Source organism: Sporomusaceae bacterium (genome assembly GCA_031460455.1).
In the GTDB taxonomy this organism is placed as follows: Bacteria; Bacillota; Negativicutes; order Sporomusales; family UBA7701; genus Anaeroselena.
Genome location: JAVKTQ010000002.1, coordinates 354696 through 377449 on the forward strand (window position 1 = coordinate 354696; position 22754 = coordinate 377449).

The window sequence follows — 22754 nt, forward strand, 5'->3', positions numbered from 1 at the left end:
GGGCGTGCTGCGGCGCTACGACCGCTTCGTCAACGGCGCGTAGCATCTTCCGCAAAGTCGCCCTGAGCCTGGCGGTCCCTCGCAATGTACCTCACAACAGGGTAGAGCAAAATAAAAGGAGCGAATCGCCCATGCCTATCCCCATCTACCAGGTCGACGCCTTCACCGCCAAGCCGTACAGGGGCAACCCGGCGGCCGTATGCCTGCTCGATAAGGCCGCCGACGCGGCGTGGATGCAGGATGTCGCCGCCGAGATGAACCTGTCCGAGACCGCCTTCATCTTCCCCGAGGGCGACGGCTACCGGCTGCGCTGGTTCACGCCCAAAAGCGAAGTCAAGCTGTGCGGCCACGCGACGTTGGCCACCGCCCACGTCCTGTTCCGCGAGCAGGGCGCGCCCCAGGACAGGCCGATCAACTTCTACACCCTCAGCGGCCTGCTCACCGCCGGCCTGCGGGACGGCATGATCGAGCTCGACTTCCCCGCCTCCCCCGTCGTTCCCTGCGAAGCGCCGCCCGGCCTTGTCGAGGCTTTGGGCGTACAGCCGGTGTTCGTCGGCCGCGGCGACGACGATTACCTCGTGGAAGTGGCGACCGAACAGGAAGTCAGGGACGCCGCCCCCGACTTCGCCCGCCTCGTCAAAACGCCCTGCCGGGGCGTCATCCTCACCGCCCTGTCCCGCTCCGGCGAATACGACTTCGTCTCCCGCTTCTTCGCCCCAGCCGTCGGCGTCAGCGAAGACCCTGTCACCGGCTCGGCCCACTGCCGCCTCGTCCCGTACTGGCAGGCCAAACTGAACCGGGACGAATTCACCGCCTACCAGGCGTCGGCGCGCGGCGGCTTCCTCAAGGTCGCCGCCAGGGGCGAACGCGTCAGCATCCGCGGCCACGCCGTCACCGTCTTCGCCGGCGGCCTGCTGGCCTAGTCGCAACCATGACGGTGCCAAGCCTCATCATCGTATCTAAGCCGCGACCTGAAGGTCGCGGCTTTCATTTTTTATTACACCTGATATTTTCCCGCGCCGCCGCGAAAGCTATCTTCAGAAAGGAGCGTGGGCACGACGAAAAAGAAGATCGCCAATATCCCCTTTGGACCGTACATCGCCGTCCTGGCGGGGGCCACCGTCAACGGCAAGCCCAATTACGCCACCCTCGGGGCCTATGGGGTCGTCAGCCAGCGGCCGGTGCTGTACATCTCGCTGAAAAACTCCCACTACACCACGGCGGGAGTGGTCGAGAACGGCTTCTTCAGCGTCAACATCCCGGCCTCGGCGGATATCGCCAAAACCGATTACTGCGGCACCGTTTCCGGCAAAGACGTCGACAAGTCGGCGGTGTTCGAGTCCTTCTACGACGAGGCGGGCAACGCGCCGCTGATAAAGGAATGCCCGGTCAATTACCTCTGCAAGGTCATCCAGACCATCCCCGTCTTCGACTTCACGATGTTCCTCGGCGAGATCGTCGCCGCCTACGCGGACGAGGAATGCCTGGAAAACGGAGTGCCTGACGCTTTGAAAGTCAAACCGACGATGATGCTGGCTTTCGGATATTTCGATATCAAGGATAGAATAGGGACCGTATTCAAAGCCGGCAGCGGCGGTAAATAAAAAAGCGCCGGCCTACCAGGCGTCGGCGCGCGGCGACTTCCTCAAAGTCGCCGCCAGGGGCAGCCGCGTCAGCCTCCGCGGTCACGCCGTCACCGTCTTCACTGACGAACTGCGCGTCTAGCCACCCGGCGCTTCGAACTTTTGGGCATAGCACGGAAAAACCCGCACTGGCTGCGGGTTTTTGGTTACAAAATTTCATTTTGGCAAATTCGTCCCCGCGAGAACGCCGACGCCGAACGTCGTCAGCAAGACGATAATATGAAATAAAAACCAGGCCCACTTCCCGTACGCAAAGGCCTCGCGCGCAATGGGGGCCCGCGCGTTCTCCGGCACCACCTTGCCGCCGATCCATTCGAACAGCAGAAAATAAATCCACCAGGTCGTGTAGGAATCCCACAGATCCCAGGCAGGCTGATACTTGATGAGTTGCGTATGGCGTTCCATCAGGAACTCCGCGAAAACCCCCGGATTGATGATAATTCCGTAAAAAGGGACCTTGTACAGCCATTTTGTCGGGCTATAGCGTATCCCCAGCAAAACATAGAAAGAAAACGCCGTCAGTATCGACTCGAACGGAAAGGGCAGAAAGCCCGGGATAAGCAGGTGCGGAAAAGTGTAATACCCCAGCAGGACGAAAATATAGCATAGCCCAGAGCCCAGTATGCCGCTCAACAACACGATAAAACCGTAACGCTTCCAGTCATGCCTGGCGACCCAGATGATACCCGCCGCATTGATCGCGAGAGCGCCGATTAAGATGACTGTTTCGATATTACGGCCGATATTTACGGTCATAGCACCTCACCCGATGGTAATATACCCAATCCGGCAGCCGACCTCACCCCTCGTAAATCTGGATCAGGTTCCCGCACGTGTCGTCGAATAGGGCTATCGTGACAGGGCCGGCCTTGGTGGGCGGCAGGGTGAAGGTGACGCCGAGCTTGAGCAGGCGGTCGTACTCCCTGGCGATATCGTCGCTTGCGAAAGCGGTCATCGGTATGCCCTGGGAGCGGAGCGCCTTCTGATAAACCTGGGCCGCCGGGTTGCCGTTCGGTTCCAGAACGAGTTCCGCCGCGTCCGGAGCCTCGGGCGACACCACGGTCAGCCATCTGGCATCCCCCACGGGGATGTCGTTTTTCTTCGCGAACCCCAGCACCCCGGTATAAAAATTCAGGGCCTTTTCCTGGTCGTCCACGAAAACGCTGCTCAGCTTTATTTTCATGCTTGTCCTCCCCTTACAAACTATCTGCTCTTTTTTTGGCAGGGCTTCCTGGTTTATCCGGCGAAAGTTAAAAAAGTATTTGCCGCAGCTTTCTTGTCCAAACTGCAAAGCATGCATTGCGAAAATTAACTTGTCGCCGAGGAGTGAAACCTACGTGGACCAGATCGATTCCGTCAAAGTCAGGCCGGCGTCGGAACAAAGGCCGATCATGCGCATCTTCCTCAATCGCTACGGTATTCTGCTTTTCAACCTGCTGCTGCTCGCAATACTGGTGTCGTCCATCATAGATATGGCCGGTATGCTGCTTGACCCCAGGGACGATTTCGAGGCGCTGGAACTCACGATCGAGGGGCTCGCCACCATATTCATCGCCTACGGCGTGGTGCTGGAGGAACGCGAGTCGCTGCTGAAAATATTCCGCTATTATCCGCGCTTTATGAGCGAGCAGGAGACTCGGATAGATCATATATGCCACGACTATGGCGTACTCTTCCTGGTGATCGGCCTGCTGGCAGAGGTGGCCGTGCAGCTGGTCAAGATCCCCGACCGTATCTTTAATACCGCCAAGCTTGAGGAAATATTGTTCGGCCTGGGGATGGCCCTTCTAATAGCCGGAGGGTACTACACCGTGAGCTTCTGCTGGAAACTGGCGACTTCCTGCCGTAAACAAAGCAACTGCGACTCGCCCGCCGCCTGATCGCCATACCATCTGCTCAAACGCAAAGCAGATAAAAGAAGGCGCATCCGACATCCCCCGAAGGGATGTCGTTTTTCTTTCCGAAACCCATAACCTCGGGATAACAATTTTGTGCCTTCTCCCGGACGCCGCTCAGTTTGATTTTCATCCTGTTCCTCCCGAAACGTTGTTCTTCTCAGGGTGAAAAACTTTGAGGCGGAAGCTGCAATCGCAAGCGAGTATTGGCGGAAAAGCAGACGCACGACGCTTTAGCGGCGATACGGTCGCTTTGCTACGTGCTGTAAACTCGGACCGCCGCGAACGAAACCGTACGCCCGTCCATGGACGGACGGGCGAGGAGCCATCTGTCACGGACGACAGTTGGCAACGGTACGGCTGAGTCGGCGCGGGTTGTACAGCGCGTTAATCCGGAGACACGCGAGCGGTGATTGCAGCTTCCGCTTGGCAGCAGGCCCCAACTGCCTCAATGCAGCACCTCCACCACGCCCCGCGTCCCGTCCACCCGTATCCTGTCCCCGTCGTGGATCTTCGCCGTCGCCTCGTCCACCCCCACCACCGCCGGGATGCCGTACTCGCGGGCCACCACAGCGCCGTGGGTCATCAGCCCGCCCACCTCGGTCACCAGCCCGCTCGCCGACACGAACAGCGGCGTCCAGCCCGGATCGGTGAACGGCGCCACCAGGATGTCGCCCCGCTCAAGGTCGGCCTCCTCCAGCCTCGTCACCACCCGCGCGCGGCCCTCCACCGTCCCCGCCGACACAGGCATGCCCGCCAGCGCCCCCGGCGGCAGGTCGCGCGGCGCGTACGAGCCGGCGAACGCCTCGCCCTCGCTCGTCAGCACCCGCGGCGGCTTCAGCTTCTCGTACCCCGCGTACTTCTCCCGCAGCGCGGCGATCCCGGCCTTGTCGGCCCGGCCGGTCGCCACCGCCGCCGTCAGCTCGTCGAGCGTCAGGTAGAAAACATCCTCCGGGCGCTCGATCACCCCCCGCGCCGCTAAAACGTCCGCCTCCGCCATGATCGCCTTCTTGCACTCATCCAGCAGGCACACCATGATATACTTCGGGAACTCCCTAAGACCGATGAAATCCCGGTACGTCCGCACCAGCCTGCCCATCATCCGGGCCTTCATGCCGCCGCCCAGCCTGCGCCTCAGCCGCCGCAGCAGCTCCTGCGCCGCCCGCCCGGCGTCCGCCTCCCCCTGGGCGAACCTCCGCCGGTGCTCGCCAGGCTCGGTGCTGTGGATATGGCTGACGATCGCCGGTATCAGCTGTGTCGGCCGCTCCCGCCAGCGTGGCCGGGTTATGTCGATCTCGCCCGGGCAGCGCATCCCATACTTGCGCAGAAAACCCTCGAACGCCGGCCGGACGGCGTCGCCGCCCTCCACCCGCTCCAGGCCATCCAGCAAAGTGGCGTCGTCCGCCGCCTGCAGATACGCCAGCGCGGCGGGATACCGCCGGATGACGTCCGCCAGGTCGCCCAGCTCCAGCCCCATCTCGCTCGACACATTCCCCGGCGCCGACTTCGTCAGCTCGTCGAGCGGCGACGGTTCGCCCAGCCAGTGCCGCGCCAGCCAGCCGATCAGCATCGACGCCATCCAGGCCGCGAACACCGGCTTGCCCATCTCGCCGATGACATCATCGAAACTCATCGTGAAATTGCCGGCGATAAACGCCACCCGGTCCGCCCCCGACCGACTGGCCAGATCGCGGCGCAGGTCGCCGATGACCCTCGCCCCTACCGCCGCTGCGTCCGGAGCCTCGATCTTCTCCCTGAACAGCAGCTCGAACACCGACGCCGCCATCATGGCGAAACTCTTCCGGATGTACGACTTCCCGGCCTTGGCCCGTTTGCGCGGCTTCAGGCCGGCGATAAAATCGCGGCGGCGGATGACCTCGGCGATCGCGCTCGCGATCAGCGCGTCCGACTTGCTGTACATCGCCGGCGCCGTCTTGCGCCCCAGCCACGTGGCCAGCGAATCGGTGATGTCGATATACATCCGCCCCCCCGCGGCCACCGGCACCCAGCGATTGTCCACCGCCTTCATCGTATTCTCCCAGACCGACATCCCCAGCGGCCTGATCGGGTCGGTCATCATCTGCACATGACCGAAAGACACATATACCCCCGGCGTGTCGCCCGGCGTCTCCGGCAGGGGGTACAGCGTCGTTATCGGTCGGCTCTGCACAATGTAAAAACGCTCCCCGGCCCGCGCCCACTCGATATCCTGCGGCGCGCCGAAATGCGCCTCGATCCTCCGGCCCAGCTCAGCCAGCTCCAGGATTGCCCCGTCGGCCAGCGCCTGCTCGCGCTGCCGCTCCGGCGGCAGCGCCCGCTCCTCCGTGCCGCCGTCCGGCAGCGGATATATCGCCAGCCTCTTGGCCGCCACCTGCCGCTTCACCAGCCGTCCGTTCCGCACCTTGTAAAGATCGGCGCTCACCAGCCCCGACACCAGCGCCTCGCCCAGCCCGAAAGCCGCGTCGACCGACACCGTCTTGCGGTTGCCGCTCACCGGGTCGGCGGTGAACATTATCCCCGACACCTCCGGGAAAACCATCCGCTGCACCGCCACCGCCAGTTGCACCTTGCCGTGGTCGAAGCCGTTCTTAGCCCGGTAGGCGATCGCCCGGTCGGTGAAAAGCGACGCCCAGCAGCGGCGGACATGCTCGAGCAGCTCGTCCTCCCCGCGGATATTCAGGTATGTATCCTGCTGGCCGGCGAACGACGCCCCCGGCAGGTCCTCGGCCGTGGCGCTCGAACGCACCGCGTACGCGTGCTCCGTCCCTGTCCGCCGCCAGGCGCGGACGATCGCCGCCGCCACCCGGCCGGGGATGGCCAGCCCCTCCAGATGGCCGCGGATGCGTCGCCCCAGCGCCCTGATCTCCTCCAGATTCCCGGCGTCCACCCGGCGCAGCCCGTCCAGCAGCGCCGCCAACTCGCCGCTCCCGGCCGCAAACTCCTCATAAGCCGCCGTCGTCACGCAAAACCCGGCCGGCACCGCCACCCCCCGGATGCGGCCCAGTTCGCCGAGGTTGGCCCCCTTGCCGCCGACCGCCGCCAGGCTGTCTTTGTTTATCTCCGCAAAGTCGAGCACATAACGCTCCATTATCTGCCCCTCCTTTTTTCGTAGCTTTCCCCGCCGTTTGCTACCCGTACCCCATTTGTGATAATATTTTCTTGCCTGCAACGAAAAGATTTCGTGTCCATTTTCCACCCTGATATACGAGGTGAAGACGTGCTGCCCTGGCTCGACCTGCTCGGCCTTATCGCCCGCGGCGTATTCTACGTGTTCTTCGACCTGACCTTCTGGCTGGTGCTTGCCCTCGTGGCCTTTCAGTACCGGCAGATGCAGAAGGACCAGCTTAGAATGTTCAGCGTCCCCGGTCCCAGCCTGCGCCAGCAGGTGATGACCGCCGCGGCCATCGGCGCCGCCGGCGGCGTCATCGGCAGCTTCGTGCTGACCTTCGTCGGCGTGCCCCTCAATAACCTCGGCCTCGCCTACATCTGGCCGGTCGTCATCGCCCTCATGCTTGTCAACATCCGCTTCATGTGCTTCGCCTACGCCGGCGGCCTTGTCGCCGTATCCAACGTCCTCTTCGGCTGGCCGGAGGTCAACGTCCCCCAGGTCATCGCCCTTGTCGCCGCCCTCCACGTCACCGAGGCCATCCTCATCTTCGTCAGCGGCCGCTACGGCGCCGTGCCCATGATCCTCAAAAAAGACGACGGCCGCCTCGTCGGCGCCTTCACCCTCCAGAACTTCTGGCCGCTGCCCCTCGTCCTGCTGGCCGCGACCAGCGTCCCCGAGGCCTCGCTGCCCGCCGTGATAAAAATGCCCGACTGGTGGCCGCTGCTGCCCATCGGCCAGGACCCGCCCGCCGGCCACACCTGGCTGTACGCCATGGTTCCCGTCGTCGCCGCCCTCGGCTACGGCGACGTAGCCGTCTCCAGCACCCCGGCCGAGCGCCGCCGCCAGTCGGCCTTCCACCTCGCCCTCTACAGCCTCGTCCTCCTCGGCCTGGCCGTGCTGTCCGCCAAATACGCCTGGCTGCAGTTCTTTGCCGCCGTCCTGTCGCCGGCCGGCCACGAGCTGCTCGTCCGCCTTGACAACCGGCGGGAAATGCGGGGCGAGCCCCGCTTCGTGCCCCCCGCGCGCGGCGTCATGGTCCTCGACACCGTCGCCGCCACCCCCGCCCGCCAGGCCGGCCTCCGCCCCGGCGACATCATCCTCGACCTCGGCGGCCTCGGCGTCGACAACGGCTTCGAGCTGGCCCGCGCCATCAGCTTCGCCCCCGACGAATTCAATATCACCGTCAACCGCGCCGGCGCCGTCGCCCGCCGCCCGGCCCGCTATGTCAACGGCGAGCGCCGCCTCGGCGTCATCATCGTCCCCGAAGGCCACGAACAGCACTACGCCCAACTCGTCGGCAACCGCTTCGGCCTGATCGACTGGCTCAGGAACAAATTCCGCAGACGATGAAAATCATTCTTATTTCCTCTTGGTTGTGTTATAATTATTACTAACCGATAATTTTTATAAATTAATTTCCAGCTCAGGAAAATATCGTACAAATTACCGCCGTCTGCCGGGCATTTGTCAGAGTAAATGACAGGGCCGATGTCAGGGAAAATGCCAGGGTATTTGTCAGATAAATGGCAGATTTTTCACGACCCGCTTGCCCGAACATACGTGCTGTAGTACAATGATAATAACGAACATTTGTTCTTAGCGAGGCTGTTATGACGTCACTAGTCCCCAAGCTGAAAAACACCTATCAGGAAGGCAGCAGACCCTTCGAGGTCGTCGCCCCGTTCGTCCCGACGGGCGACCAGCCCACCGCCATCGACAAACTGGCCGGCGGCATCGGGAGCGGCGACTGGGCCCAGGTGCTGCTGGGCGCGACCGGCACCGGCAAGACCTTCACCATCGCCAAGACCATCGAGGCGGTGCAGAAGCCGACCCTTGTCATCGCTCACAACAAAACGCTCGCGGCCCAACTGGCCAGCGAGTTCAAGGAGTTTTTCCCCCACAACGCCGTCGAGTATTTCGTCAGCTACTACGACTACTACCAGCCCGAGGCGTACATCGCCCATACCGACACCTATATCGAAAAAGACGCGTCGATAAACGACGAGATCGACAAGCTGCGCCACTCGGCCACCAGCTCGTTGTTCGAGCGGCGCGACGTCATCGTCGTGGCCAGCGTCTCCTGCATCTACGGCCTCGGCTCGCCGGAGGACTACTATAATCTGGTGCTGTCCCTCCGGCAGGGGCAGACCAAAGACCGCGACGAGATCCTCCGCAAGCTGGTCGATATCCAGTACGAGCGCAACGACATCAACTTTACCCGCGGCACCTTCCGCGTGCGCGGCGACATCATCGAGATATTCCCGGCCGCCTACGGCGAGCGGGCGGTGCGCGTCGAGCTGTTCGGCGACGAGGTCGAGCGGATCATCGAGATCGACACCATGACCGGCGAGGTGCTGGCCGAGCGCAAGCACATCGCCATCTACCCCGCTTCCCACTACGTCACCTCGCGCGACAACATGCTGCGGGCGACGCAGGACATCGAGGCAGAGTTGGAGCAGCGGCTGGCCGAGCTCAAGGCCGGGGACAAGCTCCTCGAGGCCCAGCGCCTGGGGCAGCGCACCAGGTACGACCTGGAGATGCTGCTGGAGATGGGCTACTGCTCGGGCATCGAGAACTATTCGCGCCACATCACCGGCCGCAAGCCGGGCGAATCGCCTTACACCCTCATCGATTACTTCCCCGACGATTTCCTGATCGTCGTCGACGAATCGCATGTTACCATCCCCCAGCTAAGGGCGATGTACAACGGCGACCGCTCCCGCAAGGAGGCGCTCGTCGAGTTCGGGTTCCGCCTGCCGTCGGCCTACGACAACCGGCCGCTGACCTTCGACGAGTTCGTCGAGCGCATCAACCAGATAATTTACGTGTCGGCGACGCCGGCGGCTTACGAATTGGGCGCGTCCACCCAGGTGGCCGAGCAGATCATCCGCCCGACCGGCCTCCTCGATCCCGTGGTCGAGGTGCGGCCGATCAAGGGCCAGATGGACGACCTGCTGGGCGAGATCAAGGCCCGCGCCGCCGCCAACGAGCGCGTGCTGGTGACCACGCTGACCAAGAAAATGGCCGAGGACCTGACCGAGTACCTCAAGGAGATGGGGGTGCGGGTGCGCTACCTCCACTCGGATATCGTCACCCTCGAGCGTCTGGAGATAATCCGCGACCTGAGGGCCGGCACCTTTGACGTGCTTGTCGGCATAAACCTCCTCCGCGAGGGCCTCGACTTGCCGGAGGTGTCACTGGTGGCCATCCTCGACGCTGACAAGGAGGGCTTCCTCCGTTCGGAAACGTCGCTCATCCAGACGACCGGCCGCGCCGCCCGCAACGCCAACGGCCGGGTCATCATGTACGCCGACAGGGTAACCGATTCGATGAAGCGGGCCATCGGCGAGACCGACCGCCGCCGGGCGGTGCAGCAGGCGTATAACGACGCGCACGGCATCACGCCGCAGACCATCCAGAAGCGGGTCAAGGAGATCATCGAAACGACCAAGGTGGCCGAGACGCCGGGCGAGTACCGCGCCGACCGCATCAAGTCGATGTCGCGCTCCGAGACGCTGGCGCTCATCGCCAAGATGGAGAAGGAGATGCGCCAGGCGTCCAAGGCGCTGGAGTTCGAACGGGCCGCCGAGTTCCGTGATATGATCGTCGAGCTTCGCCAGGGCCTGCAGAACGCGCCGCCGGCGGTGAAGGAAAAGAAGAAAACACGCGGCAAGTGATATATAGGTTCATGTATTGTCAGTTTTAATTACTTTCGGAGGCTTACAACGTTGAAAGATAAAATTTTCGTCAAAGGGGCCAGGCAGCACAATCTGAAGAATATCGACGTGGAGATCCCGCGCGATGAGCTGGTGGTCATCACCGGCCTGAGCGGCTCGGGGAAATCTTCGCTCGCTTTCGATACCATCTACGCCGAGGGGCAGCGCCGCTATGTCGAGTCGCTGTCCGCCTACGCCCGTCAGTTCCTCGGCCAGATGGACAAGCCGGACGTCGACTACATCGAGGGCTTATCCCCGGCCATTTCCATCGACCAGAAGACGACCAGCCGCAACCCCCGCTCCACCGTCGGCACGGTGACGGAAGTTTACGACTACCTGCGCCTGCTGTTCGCCCGCGCCGGGCGGCCCCACTGCCCGCAGTGCGGCAAACTTATCAGCCAGCAGACGGTCGAGCAGATGGTCGACCAAATCATGGCCCTCCCCGAGGGTACCCGTCTGTCCGTCCTCGCCCCGGCCATCCACGGCAAGAAGGGCGAACACCAGAAGGTGCTCGAAGATATCCGCAAAGACGGCTACGCCCGCGTGCGGGTAGACGGAGAGGTCATGGAGATCGGCGCCGACATCAAGCTGGAGAAGACCAAGAAGCACAACATCGATGTGGTCGTCGACCGCATCGCCATCCGCGACGGCATCGCGCCCCGCCTGGCCGATTCGCTGGAAACGGCTCTGAAACTCGCCGAGGGCCTGGTGGTCATCGACGTGGTCGGCGCTAAGGAGCTGATTTTCAGCCAGAACTTCGCCTGCGCGGATTGCGGCATCAGCCTGCCGGAGATCGCGCCGCGGATGTTCTCGTTCAACAACCCCTACGGCGCCTGTCCCGACTGCACCGGCCTCGGCAACAACATGGAGATCGACCCGGCGCTGGTGGTGCCGGACGGCTCCAAGTCGCTCGCCGACGGGGCGCTTGCCGCGTTTTCCAAGAACACAAACTCGTGGTTCATGTGCCAGCTGGAGGCGCTGGTCGAGAAGCGCGGCCATTCGCTGTACAGCGTGTGGGACGAGCTGCCGGCCGATGTGCAGCAGACCATCCTGTGGGGGGCGGGGGAGGAGAAGGTTACCTTCGAATACGAGAACCTGCGCGGCGAACGGCGCATCCACCACACCCACTACGAGGGCGCCATCCCGACGCTCGCCCGCCGCTACAAGGAGTCGAGCTCCGACTGGTCGCGCGAGGACATCGAGGAATTCATGAGCACCAAACCCTGCCCGACCTGCAAGGGGGCGCGCCTCAAGCCCGAGGTGCTGGCCGTGAAGGTGGGGGGCAAGAGCATCTACGAGGTGACGAAGCTGACGGTGGGCGACTGCGTCGATTTCTTCGCCGGCCTCGACCTGACCGAGCGCGAGCGCACGATTGCCCACCAGATTCTCAAAGAGATCAAGGCCCGGCTGGGCTTTCTCTTAAACGTCGGCCTCGACTACCTGACCCTCGACCGGGCGGCCGGTACGCTTTCGGGCGGCGAGGCCCAGCGCATCCGCCTGGCGACCCAGATCGGCTCCGGCCTGGTCGGCGTGCTCTACATCCTCGACGAGCCGAGCATCGGCCTCCACCAGCGGGATAACAACCGCCTGCTGGAGACGCTGAAGAAGCTGCGCGACCTCGGCAACACCATGCTGGTCGTCGAGCATGACGAGGACACGATGTACGCCGCCGACCACATCATCGACATCGGCCCCGCCGCCGGCGAGCACGGCGGCCGCATTATCGCCCAGGGGACGGTGGAGGAGATCAAGCGCAACCCGTCGTCGGTCACCGGCCAGTACCTGAGCGGCAAGAAGGCCATCCCCGTGCCTGAGACCCGCCGCAAGCCCAACGGCAAGTGGCTGGAGGTGACGGGGGCGCGGGAGAACAACCTCAAAAACCTGACGGTGAGGTTTCCGATGGGCGTGTTCACCGCCGTTACCGGTGTGTCCGGTTCGGGCAAGAGCACGCTTGTGAACGAGATACTCTATAAGGGGCTGGCCGGCCGGCTGTTCGGCAGCCGCCTGCGGCCGGGCGAGCACGACGCCATCCGCGGCGCGGAGTATATCGACAAGATTATCGATATCGACCAGTCGCCCATCGGCCGCACGCCGCGGTCCAACCCGGCTACCTACACCAGCCTGTTCGACGCCATCCGCGAGGTTTACAGCCAGACGCCGGAGGCCAAGGTGCGGGGCTACAAGCCGGGGCGATTCAGCTTCAACGTCAAGGGCGGCCGCTGCGAGGCCTGCCGCGGCGACGGCATCATCAAGATCGAGATGCACTTCCTGCCGGACGTGTACGTGCCCTGCGAGGTTTGCAAGGAGGCGCGCTACAACCGCGAGACGCTGGAGGTGAAATACAAGGGCAAGAGCATCGCCCAGGTGCTGGATATGGTGGTGGACGAGGCGGTCGAGTTCTTCAAGAACATCCCCAAGATCCACCGCAAGCTGGAGGTGCTCAAGGATGTCGGCCTGGGCTACATCAAGCTCGGCCAGCCGGCGACGACGCTTTCGGGCGGCGAGGCCCAGCGGGTAAAGCTGGCCACCGAGCTGGCCCGGCGCTCGACCGGCAAGACGCTCTATATCCTCGACGAGCCGACCACCGGCCTCCATACCGCCGACATCCACCGCCTGCTGGAGGTGCTGCAGCGGCTGGTCGACGGCGGCGACACCGTGGTGGTCATCGAGCACAATCTCGATGTCATCAAGACGGCCGACCATATCATCGACCTCGGGCCGGAAGGCGGCGACCGGGGCGGGATGGTGGTCGCCCAGGGCACCCCGGAAGAGATCGCGGCAACGCCGGTCTCGTATACGGGCAAGTTCCTGGGGCCGGTGCTGGAGAAGGGGAAGAAGGCTGCTAAGAAAAACAAGGCTGTGTGATGAGAAAAGGCTACCTGCGCCTTCAACTGGGCGGCAAAAACTTTAAAACTGGCTAGGAAATCCATCTGCGGCGTACCCGCAAGGGGCAGGCCGCAGTTCTAGGCGCTGAAGCGCTAAGAACATGTGCACTTGCTCCTGCGGGCGGTTGCTAGCGTACGTCCTTGTACGCGTCGTCGCCCGTCCTCGGTGCGCCTTGCATCTGGAGCTTCCTAGCCAGTTTCGGCAATTCAATAAGGGCTACCGGCGCATGTGTGACGCGGGTAGCCTTTTTGAGGTTGAGGGGTCGTTTTTTGGCGACCTAGCCGTAGGTTTAGGCTCCTACTCTCCGGCGATCCATCAAATATAATGGGAAATAATGTTAATATGGCAGGAATCTGGAAGTGGTGGCGGAATTTATTAAACTGAAGTGGATTTAATAAAGGAGCTGACGGTGTTGTGCCCAGAATGCTGATGATATGCTGCCTGGCGGTTGCGCTGCTCGTTGGTCCCGCCCCGGTTCTGGCCGGCCCAGAATTGCCGGACGAGGAGCAGCCTGCCTCAAAGCCAGTTGTGGCCACGATTTATATCAACAATGCCAAAACCACCTATGACAGCGAGATCACAGCTAAGCTGACCGAGCGTTTCAACGCCAAACTGGCGATGTACGATATCCGCAAGGGTGACAGGTATGTGGAAAAGCTGGATAAAATAGGCGTGACCGATATCTCCGTCGCCGAACGGGCCGACATTCTCAAGGCATTTGAAGGAGAGGGCGTAGACTATGTTGTCTATGCAGAAGTGCAGCCGCCGGTACTGAACGAATGGATAGCGTTTTTCAACGCGGGGTATAAGGTTGCCATAGTCGTTCCCATGAAGATTCTCGATGTTAAAGCCGGTAAATATCTTTATACCGGCAAGTTTACGGAGCATGCCGACAACAGCGCTGTTATTGGCGGGGTCGGCACTAAGGGGGCGGTGATGGCGGCACTGGAGCTGATACTCGCAAAGACGGACGAAGCGCTGACCAACAGGCTGCCGATGAAGAAGTAGCAGGAAAAGGCAGGCCCGGATTGAGCAATCCGGGCTTTGTGTATAGAGCAGCGGAGAAAATATGTAAAATAATGTAAATGAAGCAGGAATATAAGTCACAGTAGGGAATTTAGAAAATGGTAAATTTTTCAAAGGGGTTGACTGATTTGCTGAGAAAGTTGGTCATTGGATGCCTGGCGGTCGCGTTGATCGCAATCTTCTCGGCTCCTGCTTCGGCCGAGATAGTCTTACTGCCGAAGGAGGATACGAGAACCAAACCGGTGGTGGCCACAATTTACGTCAATAATGCCAAAGCCACTTATGACGACGAGATTTCCGCCGCACTGACTGAACGTCTCAACGCCAAGTTAAAGATGTACGAGATTCGCAAAGGCGACAAGTATGTCGAGAAGCTGCATAAAATGGGCGTCACCGATATCACCACCGCCGAACGCACCGACATTCTCCAGGCGTTCGAAGGGGAGGATGTCGACTACGTGGTTTATGCCGAAGTGCAGCCGCCCATCCTGAAGTACTGGATGGCCTTCTTCAACCAGGGTTACGCGGCCACCGTCACCATTCCCGTGAAACTGATCGACGTCAAAGGCGGCAAATATATATACAACGGCAAGTTTACGGAGCAGGCGGACAACAGCGCGGTGATCGGGGGCGTCGGGACGAAAGCGGCCGTGATGAAGGCGATGGATAAGATTTTCGTGAAGACGGACGAACTTTTGGTTACCAGGATGCCGATGCCGGCGCCGGCGACTAAGTAACCGTTGCAAAACAGGCCGGTGCTGGAGAAGGGGAAGAAAACCAAGAGCAAAAGCAAGTAATGTAAAAAGGCTACCGGCGCAGGGATGGCGCGGGTAGTCTTTTTGTATTTGTGTGGGACATTTTAGCTTGCGGCACGTTAAGGTGGCCACAATTGGCTTTGCCTAGCGGCCGGGCCAGGTTTACGCCTATAGATTTAGTTCTTTAGGAGACGAAGAGGCGCGTGGAGAGAGGATAGTATGTCGACTTGAAGGGTTTTTATGGGAATTGTGGAAGAACGGTAAAAATAAGTGATGTTGGAGGTCAGCGAATTGGATATCAGGGAATGGGTGGCCGGTGAGGTGCGCAGGCATTACTGGCAGGAGAACGATAATTGCGCACGGACGGTGCTGGCGATACTGGCGGAGCTGGGCGGGCGGACCATCCACCCGCAGGTGGTCGCTGCGGCCACGGGGCTGCACGGCGCGGGCGGGTTCGGCGCGCAGTGCGGGCTGGTGGAGGGCGGGCTGATGTACATCGGCATCGCCGGAGTGGAGCGCGGGCTGAGCGACGAGGAGATCGGCGACCTGTGCCGCGAATTCGCGGCAGGGTTCACCGCCACGCTCGGCAGCCTGCTGTGCCGCGAACTGCGCCCCGAAGGCTTCGGCCCCGAAGTGCCCCTGCACGCCTGCGAGCCGCGCAGCGTGGACGCGGCGATATATGCGGCGGGGTTTATGCGGGAGAAGGGGTTAGTACAGGATTAATTCGTACTTCGACGAATTGTGGTGAAAACGCTACCCGCGCCGAATGGCGCGGGAAACTGTAACCAATTTTATATAATATTATCGCAATGTGGAGGTGAGCCTCATGATTCGCGATGCAGGGCGAGATGATTTAACTGCTATCTTGGCAATATACAATGATGCGATATTCAACACAACAGCGGTCTACGATTATAGACCCCATACCCTTGAGGATAGGACATCATGGTATGAAAAGAAGGTTGCTGATGGCTTTCCCGTCTTGGTGTTTGAAGAAAACAATCTCGTTGTTGGATTCGCAACATTTGGACCTTTCAGGGCTTGGCCCGCCTATAAGTACACGATAGAACATTCGGTCTATGTCCATCCGAACTATCGGGGAAAACACATCGGAACCGGCCTGTTGCAAGAGCTTATCAAGCTAGCTGACGCGGGAGGCTACGCTATAATGGTCGCCGGGATTGACGCCAGCAACGAAGGTAGCAGGTTGATGCACGAGAAAGTGGGCTTCAGCCATTCTGGCACGATTCGTAAAGCCGGCTATAAATTTGGCAAGTGGCTTGACTTGAGTTTTTATCAGTACGAACTCAGGGGGCCTGACACCCCAACAGAAACATGATATTTTAACCAGCCGATGTGCTGGTTTATTTTTACTACCCCACTGAAAAAATAAGCACAAGCGGAGGGGGCGCAGGTGCGGGGCGACTTTGCGGAGGGTGAATACGCGCCGTGGGCGAAGCGGTTGCCCGCCGCCGCACGAGCGTCCATGGACGGACGCGAGAGGAGTCATCGGGCATGGACGCCCGTTGACGACGGTGATCGCGGGCGGGTAGCCCAAGCCCTACGGCGCGTTCGCCCGGAGGATAGGAGCCCAAGGCTGCGCCCCCGACGCGGGAAATGGCACAATGCATCTTAACAAGACCGATTCCCCAAGCGGAGCCGGTCTTTTGTATTTTCTTGCGGCGGGTACGGAGACAGGCTATACTAGAAGCTGCGATAAATATGTTGCTTGACAGGGGAATGTACGGGAATGAGTATTAAGAGGCTTTTCGTTGTTTTGCTGGTGTTTGTGGTGCTGGTGAGCGCCTTTGCTTATTTTGCCGCGTCGAAGAAGGACGCCGGGGAGAGCAAGGACGGCTACGCGGTGTACGAGAACGCGGCCCTGGGGCTGAAGGCGGAGTATCCGGTCAGGTGGCAGACGCTTGAAGATGTGCGCGGGGTCACCGTCGTTTTCCATTCGCCGCTGGAGTCGGCCGAGGATAAGTATAACGACAATGTCCATGTCATCGTCGAGGATGTTTCCGCCCAGCCGTGGCTGACGGCCGAGGCTTACGCGGCGAGCGGCGTCGCCAAGCTGCCGGGGGCGCTGGTCGATTTCCGCCTGATCGGGAACAAGAGCGATACTGTGTCCGGCCGGCCGGCTAGGCTGATCGAATACACGGGCCGGCGGGGGGATTTCCAGCTCCATTTCCTCCAGGCGGTGACGATCGCGGACGGTAAGGCATTCCTGATAACGTATGTGGCCGAGGAGGCCAGCTACGCGAAGCATCTGCCGACGGCGCAGCGGATTTTCGCGTCGGTGACGATAAAGTAAGAGCTGCCGCGCCGGTAGGGCGCGGGTAGATTGCCGGCGGAGGGCAAAAACGGCTATACTGGAAGCAGCGGTTTGTTAATCTTGCCTACAGGAGGCTTGACATGAGAAGGTTATTTACAGCTATGCTGGTCGCGGCGGCGCTTGTTATTCCCTTGGCCGCCGACGCCGCACCCCTGGGCGCCGACGGCAAGGCGGCGCAGGATGCGATGCCTGTGTACCGGAACGCTGACTCCGGCCTTGAGGCGCAGTATCCTGCGGGGTGGAAGGCGGTGGAGGGGCTGATGGGGGCCGCCGTTATTTTCGCTTCGCCGTTGGAGTCGAAGGAAGACAAGTTCAGCGAGAATGTGAATATTATTGTCGAGGATGTGTCGGCCCACCCCGGAATGACGCTCGGGAAGTATATAGAACGGGCCAAGGCCAAGCTGGCGGTGTTCATTACGGAGTACAGTCCGAAGGATAGCCGCGATTCGATCCTGTCTGGACAGCCGGCGAAGCTGATCGAGTACACGGGCCGCCAGGGAGTATTCAACCTCCACATCCTGCAGTCGGTGACGCTGATAGACGGCAAAGCCTATGTGGTGACCTTCACCGCCGAGGAAGACAACTATGAGCGGTATTTGCCGGCCGCCAAGCGGATCATGGATTCGCTGGCGATTAAATAGGGCTGAGAGGGATACGACAATGAATGAACCGGCGGGGGCGATTTTCCGCGAGGAGCAGCAGTTCCGCCAGCGGTGGCTGTGGCTGGTGAATGTGGCTACAGCCGGGATAGCCTGGTACGGGTTCGTGAGTCAGGTGGTTATGGGGCGGCCGTTCGGCGATAACCCGGCTTCGAATGTGATGCTGACGGTGATCTGGCTGGCGTTCGGCATCGGCATGCCGGTGTTTTTCCGCCTGCTGCGGCTGGTGACGGTGGTGAGCCCGGCGGGGGTGCATTTCCGGTTTGCGCCGTTCCATTTTGCGTACCGGGTGCTGCCGCCGGCGTATATCCACGCTTATGAGGCGCGCACCTACAGGCCGCTGGTGGAGTACGGCGGCTGGGGCATCCGCTCGGGACGGGGCGGGGACGCTTACAATGTGAGCGGCGACCGGGGCGTGCAGTTCGTGTTGGCCGACGGCAAGCGGATTCTGATCGGGACGCAGCGGGCGGAGGAGTTCGTGGCGGCGCTGGACAGGATTGCGCCGAATGAAAAAGCCTGAACCTTTGAGGGTTCAGGCTTTTGTTATGTTTATTAACCTACCTGCTCGGCGGCGCCGGCGACCCGGTCGCGGAGGACTCGCTTCAGTATTTTGCCGGTCTGGTTTTTGGGGAGGGCGTCGAGGACGACGAAGTCACGGGGGAGTTTGTAGGCGGCGAGGTTGGCGGCGAGGTAGTCGCGGACGGCTTTTTTGTCGAGGGTGTGGCCTTCGGCGAGGACGAGGTAGGCCCGCACGGCCTGGCCGCGCAGTTCGTCGGGGATGCCGATGACGGCGGCTTCGGTGACGCCGGGGTAGGCGTAGAGCAGTTCTTCGATTTCGCGGGGGTAGACATTTTCGCCGTTGGCGATGATGAGGTCTTTGAGCCGGTCGACGATGAAGAAGTAGCCTTCGGTGTCGCGGTAGGCGAGGTCGCCGGTGTGCAGCCAGCCGTCGCGCAGGGCGAGGGAGGTTTCGAGCGGCAGGTTGTAGTAGCCCTGCATGACGCTGGGGCCTTTGACGACGATTTCGCCGACGGCGCCGGGGGCGAGGGGTTCGCCTTTGGGGCCGACGACTTTGACGTCAAGACCGGGCAGGGGTTTGCCGATGGAGTAGTATTTGGTTTTGGACGGCGGGTTGAGGGTGACGACGGGCGAGGCTTCGGAGAGGCCGTAGCCTTCGATGATGGGGACGCCGTGCTTTTCCTCGAACTGCCGGGCGATTTTTTCGGGGAGGGGGGCGCCGCCGGAGACGAAGATGCGCACGCCGGCGAGGTCGCCGGGTTCGCCGGCGCGGGCGAGGACGTTATACATGGGCGGTACGCCGTACATGACGGTGACGCCGTATTCTTTGATGGCGGCGATTGTTTCCTTGGGGGTGAAGCCGTCGAGGACGGTGACGGACGCGCCGCAGAGGAGGGGGTTGAGGACGGCGCAGGTCCAGGCGAAGCAGTGGTACATGGGGAGGACGCAGAGGACGTTGTCGGCGGCGGTGACGGTCAGCGCTTCGCGGAAGGCGGCGGCGTTGCCGACGAGGTTGCCGTGGCTGAGGACGGCGCCTTTGGGGTTGCCGGTGGTGCCGGAGGTGTAGATGATGGCGCAGTGGCTGTCGGCTTCGAGGCCGGCGTCGGCGTCGGGGGCGGGGGGGAAGGCTGCGGCGGCCAGCCGGGCCTTGACGGCGGGGATGACGTATTGGGCGAGGTCGCCCTGGTAGCCGCAGCGCTCAAGCTCGGCGCCGAGGTCGAGGGGTTCGGCGGTGATGAGGTGGCGGATGCGGGCGTCGTTGACGATGTAGGCGATTTCTCTGGCGGTGAGCTGGAAGTTGAGCGGCACGACGACGGCGCCGAGGCTGACGACGGCCATGTAGCTGTAGACGAATTCGACGGCGTTGCGGGCGGTGAGGCCGACGTTGTCGCCGGCTGTGACGCCGCTGGCGTGGAGAAAGGCCCGCCAGGCGGCGACTTGGGCGCGGAGCTGTTTATAGGTAGGGTTTTCTTTGCCGTAGAAGGCGACGGTGTCGTCCGTTCCCCTGGAGATCAGCTGGTGAACAAGCATCCTGAACCCCTTTCTTTTTGCAACAAACGTATGTGGGTATTTTATCCTATTATGCCTGATTTGTCACGCGCCGTATTCGGGAGGCTTATTTTCGGGAGCGGGCGGAGAGAAAGGAATATCCCTTTTTTTAGTCGAATTAAATGGAAAAAGATGCGAGGGGGGTTTTTACGTGGCCAAATACGACGAGCAGCTTTCTTATCTGCAGAAGCCCGATGCGGCGGAGGTGCCGCCCGAGTTGCAGGAGATATTCGACAAGTTCACCGATTTTCAGGAGAAGAACTGGGGGTTCATTAATAATCTGTTCAAGGTGCTGCCGCTCAATGCGCTCCAGTACAAGGGTTTTCTCGATTTCAAGGCGTCGCTGTTTACGCCGGAGACGTGCTATCTTTCGAACGCCGACAAGGAGATGATGGGGCTGGTGGTGTCGGCGACGAACAACTGCGCGTATTGCCTGACGACGCATACCGACGCGCTGCGCGGGATGGTGGACGATCCGGCCTGGGTGGATACGCTGAGCTATAATTACCGGTCGGCCAAGCTGACGCCGAAGCAGCGGGCGCTGTGCGATTACGCGTTTTTCGTGACCGCGTATCCGCGGGAGATCGACACCGATCAGGTTGATAAGCTGCGGGCGGTGGGCTTCAACGATCACGAGGTCCTGGAGGCGGCGTATGTGGCGGGGTTTTTCAACTACACGAACCGCTGGGTGAGCACGATCAAGCCGCTGGCCAACCGCGGCCATTTCAGCCATAGCCGTTAGGAGGAGGATGCATATGACAAGGATAGCTTTCAGCGCGGCGGGAGCCGCGACGGTGGGGCCGTATTCGCATGCGGTGGCGGCCGGCGACATTGTCTATCTGTCCGGGCAGACGCCGCTCGACCCGAAGACGGGCAAGCTGGTGGCGGGCGACGTGGGCGACCAGACGGCGCAGTGTTTCGAGAATCTCAATAATGTGCTGGCGGCGGCCGGGCTGACGCTGGACGATGTGGTGAAGGTGAATGTTTTCCTGACCGATATCGGCGATTTCGCGGCGATGAACGCGGTGTACGCGACGAAGTTCGCGGCGCCTTATCCGGCGCGGTCGACGGTCGGTGTGGCGGCGCTGCCGCTCGGGGCGCGGGTGGAGATCGAGATGATCGCCCGCCGGGGCTAGAGTACGTCCTCTTAGGCAGGACATTCCGCGCCGGCCGAGAAGTGATGAGATAGCGGCAATATACGGGTTGGGAGCTGGCGCGGTAAATGGGACAAGATAAGGAACAGGGCTGCTGGCAGGCGCGGGTGCGCGCGCTGGAGCGGCGGCGGTGGATTGTGTGGGCGCCGGTGGCGCTGGCATTTTTGGCGGCGTATTTTCACCGGACGGCGACCGGCGTGGTGGCCGACAGTCTGATGCGCGATTTCGCGATCGAGCGGGCGGCCGAGCTGGGGGTCCTTTCGTCGATTTATTTTTATACGTACGCGGCGATGCAGATGCCGGCCGGTATCCTGGCCGATTTCTGGGGGCCGCGGCGGTCGATAACGCTGGCGCTGGTGATCGCGACAGGCGGAGCGGTGGTGTTCGGGGCGAGCGAGAGTATGACCGCCCTGTACGCCGGCCGCTTTTTGTCGAGCCTGGGCGTCGGGTTGCTGTTCATCAATCTGATCAAGATCCACGCCGAGTGGTTCCGGCTGCGGGAGTTCGGCACAATGGGCGGCCTAACGGTGCTGGTGGGCAACTCCGGGTCGATGCTGGCGGCGACGCCGCTGGCGTTCGTGGTGGAGGCGTTTGACTGGCGGGCGGCGTTTTATATTATCGCCGCTTATTCGCTGGCGATGGCGGCGGTATGCTGGCTGGCGATCCGCGACCGCCCGACCGATGTGGGGCTGCCGCCGATAGCGGCGGTGGAGGAGCGCGAAGGCGGGGCGCCGGCGGCGACGATTACGGCCCGGGACAGTGTGGCGGCGTGCATCAGGGCGGTGCTGGGCAACCGCTATACCTGGCCGCCTTTTTTGTCGGCGATCGCGATTTACGGGGTGTTCATGGCGTTCCTCGGCGTGTGGGGCGTGCCGTATTTCATGCAGGTGTACGGCATGTCGCGGGTCGAGGCGTCCAATCTGATGCTGCTGGTAGTGGCCGGCAACATGATCGGCGGGCCGCTGGTCGGCTTTTTTTCGGACCGGCTGGGGTACAGGCGGCTGCCGTTTACCGTCGCGACCGCGTTTTTTCTGGCGGTGTGGCTGACGCTGACGGTGTGGAACGGCGGTAAACCGCCGGTGTGGGCTGTTTACCCCATCGCTCTGGCGATCGGCCTGGGGGTGTCGGGGATCACGATTTCGGTGGCCTGCGTGCGCGAGGTCAATCTGCCGCATATGACCGGTATCGCGGCCGGGTTCACCAATTCGGGACCGTTTGTGGGCGCGGCGCTGATGCAGCCGATTTTCGGCTGGGTGCTTGATCTGCATTGGCAGGGCGCGGTCGAGAACGGGGTGAAGGTTTATCCGGGAGAAGCCTGGCAGAGCGCGTTCTGGCTGTGCGCGGCGGTGCTGGCCGTGGGGCTGGCGTTGTCGTTTTTAATCAAGGAGACGCGCTGTAGAGCTCGTACTGAATAAAAGGGGATTGGAGCATTTTATCTCAATCCTGGCAATTCGAAGAGACGAAAAAAAGACCGTCCGGAGCGGCAAGGCTCTGCGGCGGTCTCTTTTC

At 61.7% G+C, this 22754-nt stretch carries 21 protein-coding genes; 16 read left to right on the top strand and 5 right to left on the bottom strand.

The window, feature by feature from the left end; all coding sequences use genetic code 11:
• Positions 1–131 precede the first annotated feature (131 nt).
• Positions 132–923: a PhzF family phenazine biosynthesis protein gene (locus tag RIN56_06260; protein MDR7866406.1), complete on the top strand. Its 792-nt coding sequence runs from the start codon at positions 132–134 to the stop codon at positions 921–923.
• A 126-nt stretch (positions 924–1049) separates the two neighbouring features.
• Positions 1050–1604, top strand: a complete 555-nt coding sequence (locus RIN56_06265) for a flavin reductase family protein (protein MDR7866407.1) — start codon at positions 1050–1052, stop codon at positions 1602–1604.
• A gap of 195 nt (positions 1605–1799) precedes the next feature.
• Here the strand turns inward: RIN56_06265 and RIN56_06270 are convergent, their stop codons facing one another.
• Entirely contained in the window at positions 1800–2399 is a 600-nt protein-coding gene (locus RIN56_06270; GenBank protein MDR7866408.1) for a CBO0543 family protein, read from the bottom strand.
• Between the two features lie 43 nt (positions 2400–2442).
• Positions 2443–2826 carry a VOC family protein gene (locus tag RIN56_06275; protein ID MDR7866409.1) on the bottom strand — a complete coding sequence of 128 codons (384 nt, stop codon included), beginning with the start codon at positions 2824–2826 and terminating at the stop codon, positions 2443–2445.
• A gap of 154 nt (positions 2827–2980) precedes the next feature.
• On the opposite strand from RIN56_06275, the gene RIN56_06280 reads away from it, so the two are divergent.
• Entirely contained in the window at positions 2981–3523 is a 543-nt protein-coding gene (locus RIN56_06280) for a hypothetical protein (protein MDR7866410.1), read from the top strand.
• Positions 3524–3539: 16 nt separating this feature from the next.
• On the opposite strand, the gene RIN56_06285 is transcribed toward RIN56_06280, so the two are convergent.
• Positions 3540–3671, bottom strand: coding sequence for a hypothetical protein (locus RIN56_06285; protein ID MDR7866411.1), 132 nt, complete (start codon positions 3669–3671; stop codon positions 3540–3542).
• Between the two features lie 315 nt (positions 3672–3986).
• On the bottom strand, positions 3987–6626 hold the full coding sequence (gene rph / locus RIN56_06290; protein ID MDR7866412.1) for a rifamycin-inactivating phosphotransferase: 2640 nt from the start codon (positions 6624–6626) through the stop codon (positions 3987–3989).
• 93 nt (positions 6627–6719) lie between these two features.
• On the opposite strand from rph, the gene RIN56_06295 reads away from it, so the two are divergent.
• From RIN56_06295 to RIN56_06340, 10 genes are all read left to right on the top strand, one after another.
• The gene (locus tag RIN56_06295; GenBank protein ID MDR7866413.1) at positions 6720–7997 is read left to right on the top strand and encodes a PDZ domain-containing protein; all 1278 of its coding nucleotides are present in this window, start codon (positions 6720–6722) and stop codon (positions 7995–7997) included.
• Positions 7998–8257: 260 nt separating this feature from the next.
• Positions 8258–10324 (top strand): excinuclease ABC subunit UvrB, encoded by a 2067-nt coding sequence (gene uvrB / locus RIN56_06300; GenBank protein MDR7866414.1) that lies wholly within the window; start codon positions 8258–8260, stop codon positions 10322–10324.
• 51 nt (positions 10325–10375) lie between these two features.
• A complete protein-coding gene (uvrA, locus tag RIN56_06305; protein ID MDR7866415.1) occupies positions 10376–13228 on the top strand; it encodes an excinuclease ABC subunit UvrA in 2853 nt (950 codons plus the stop codon).
• Positions 13229–13663: 435 nt separating this feature from the next.
• On the top strand, positions 13664–14257 hold the full coding sequence (locus tag RIN56_06310; GenBank protein MDR7866416.1) for a hypothetical protein: 594 nt from the start codon (positions 13664–13666) through the stop codon (positions 14255–14257).
• A 146-nt stretch (positions 14258–14403) separates the two neighbouring features.
• Complete coding sequence (locus RIN56_06315) at positions 14404–15012, top strand: hypothetical protein (protein ID MDR7866417.1); 609 nt, start codon at positions 14404–14406, stop codon at positions 15010–15012.
• A 291-nt stretch (positions 15013–15303) separates the two neighbouring features.
• Positions 15304–15753 (top strand): C-GCAxxG-C-C family protein, encoded by a 450-nt coding sequence (locus tag RIN56_06320; GenBank protein ID MDR7866418.1) that lies wholly within the window; start codon positions 15304–15306, stop codon positions 15751–15753.
• Between the two features lie 103 nt (positions 15754–15856).
• Positions 15857–16369 carry an N-acetyltransferase family protein gene (locus RIN56_06325; GenBank protein MDR7866419.1) on the top strand — a complete coding sequence of 171 codons (513 nt, stop codon included), beginning with the start codon at positions 15857–15859 and terminating at the stop codon, positions 16367–16369.
• Between the two features lie 411 nt (positions 16370–16780).
• Positions 16781–17344: a PsbP-related protein gene (locus RIN56_06330; GenBank protein MDR7866420.1), complete on the top strand. Its 564-nt coding sequence runs from the start codon at positions 16781–16783 to the stop codon at positions 17342–17344.
• Between the two features lie 101 nt (positions 17345–17445).
• A complete protein-coding gene (locus RIN56_06335; protein MDR7866421.1) occupies positions 17446–18006 on the top strand; it encodes a PsbP-related protein in 561 nt (186 codons plus the stop codon).
• Between the two features lie 19 nt (positions 18007–18025).
• Positions 18026–18544, top strand: coding sequence for a DUF6141 family protein (locus tag RIN56_06340; protein MDR7866422.1), 519 nt, complete (start codon positions 18026–18028; stop codon positions 18542–18544).
• A 32-nt stretch (positions 18545–18576) separates the two neighbouring features.
• On the opposite strand, the gene RIN56_06345 is transcribed toward RIN56_06340, so the two are convergent.
• Complete coding sequence (locus tag RIN56_06345) at positions 18577–20073, bottom strand: long-chain-fatty-acid--CoA ligase (protein ID MDR7866423.1); 1497 nt, start codon at positions 20071–20073, stop codon at positions 18577–18579.
• A 169-nt stretch (positions 20074–20242) separates the two neighbouring features.
• On the opposite strand from RIN56_06345, the gene RIN56_06350 reads away from it, so the two are divergent.
• The 3 genes from RIN56_06350 to RIN56_06360 all read left to right on the top strand — a co-directional run bounded on the left by RIN56_06350 (position 20243) and on the right by RIN56_06360 (position 22660).
• Positions 20243–20833 carry a peroxidase-related enzyme gene (locus RIN56_06350; GenBank protein MDR7866424.1) on the top strand — a complete coding sequence of 197 codons (591 nt, stop codon included), beginning with the start codon at positions 20243–20245 and terminating at the stop codon, positions 20831–20833.
• A gap of 13 nt (positions 20834–20846) precedes the next feature.
• On the top strand, positions 20847–21227 hold the full coding sequence (locus tag RIN56_06355) for a RidA family protein (GenBank protein ID MDR7866425.1): 381 nt from the start codon (positions 20847–20849) through the stop codon (positions 21225–21227).
• An 86-nt stretch (positions 21228–21313) separates the two neighbouring features.
• Positions 21314–22660: an MFS transporter gene (locus RIN56_06360; protein MDR7866426.1), complete on the top strand. Its 1347-nt coding sequence runs from the start codon at positions 21314–21316 to the stop codon at positions 22658–22660.
• The last annotated feature ends 94 nt before the right edge of the window (positions 22661–22754 follow it).

Bases quoted from the DNA above. Each gene is read 5' to 3' on its own strand.
- RIN56_06260 (MDR7866406.1), top strand. From the start codon at position 132: ATGCCTATCCCCATCTACCAGGTCGACGCCTTCACCGCCAAGCCGTAC.
- RIN56_06270 (MDR7866408.1), bottom strand. From the start codon at position 2,399: ATGACCGTAAATATCGGCCGTAATATCGAAACAGTCATCTTAATCGGC.
- RIN56_06275 (MDR7866409.1), bottom strand. From the start codon at position 2,826: ATGAAAATAAAGCTGAGCAGCGTTTTCGTGGACGACCAGGAAAAGGCC.
- RIN56_06285 (MDR7866411.1), bottom strand. From the start codon at position 3,671: ATGAAAATCAAACTGAGCGGCGTCCGGGAGAAGGCACAAAATTGTTAT.
- rph (MDR7866412.1), bottom strand. From the start codon at position 6,626: ATGGAGCGTTATGTGCTCGACTTTGCGGAGATAAACAAAGACAGCCTG.
- uvrB (MDR7866414.1), top strand. From the start codon at position 8,258: ATGACGTCACTAGTCCCCAAGCTGAAAAACACCTATCAGGAAGGCAGC.
- RIN56_06320 (MDR7866418.1), top strand. From the start codon at position 15,304: ATGTTGGAGGTCAGCGAATTGGATATCAGGGAATGGGTGGCCGGTGAG.
- RIN56_06325 (MDR7866419.1), top strand. From the start codon at position 15,857: ATGATTCGCGATGCAGGGCGAGATGATTTAACTGCTATCTTGGCAATA.
- RIN56_06330 (MDR7866420.1), top strand. From the start codon at position 16,781: ATGAGTATTAAGAGGCTTTTCGTTGTTTTGCTGGTGTTTGTGGTGCTG.
- RIN56_06335 (MDR7866421.1), top strand. From the start codon at position 17,446: ATGAGAAGGTTATTTACAGCTATGCTGGTCGCGGCGGCGCTTGTTATT.
- RIN56_06340 (MDR7866422.1), top strand. From the start codon at position 18,026: ATGAATGAACCGGCGGGGGCGATTTTCCGCGAGGAGCAGCAGTTCCGC.
- RIN56_06345 (MDR7866423.1), bottom strand. From the start codon at position 20,073: ATGCTTGTTCACCAGCTGATCTCCAGGGGAACGGACGACACCGTCGCC.
- RIN56_06355 (MDR7866425.1), top strand. From the start codon at position 20,847: ATGACAAGGATAGCTTTCAGCGCGGCGGGAGCCGCGACGGTGGGGCCG.
- RIN56_06360 (MDR7866426.1), top strand. From the start codon at position 21,314: ATGGGACAAGATAAGGAACAGGGCTGCTGGCAGGCGCGGGTGCGCGCG.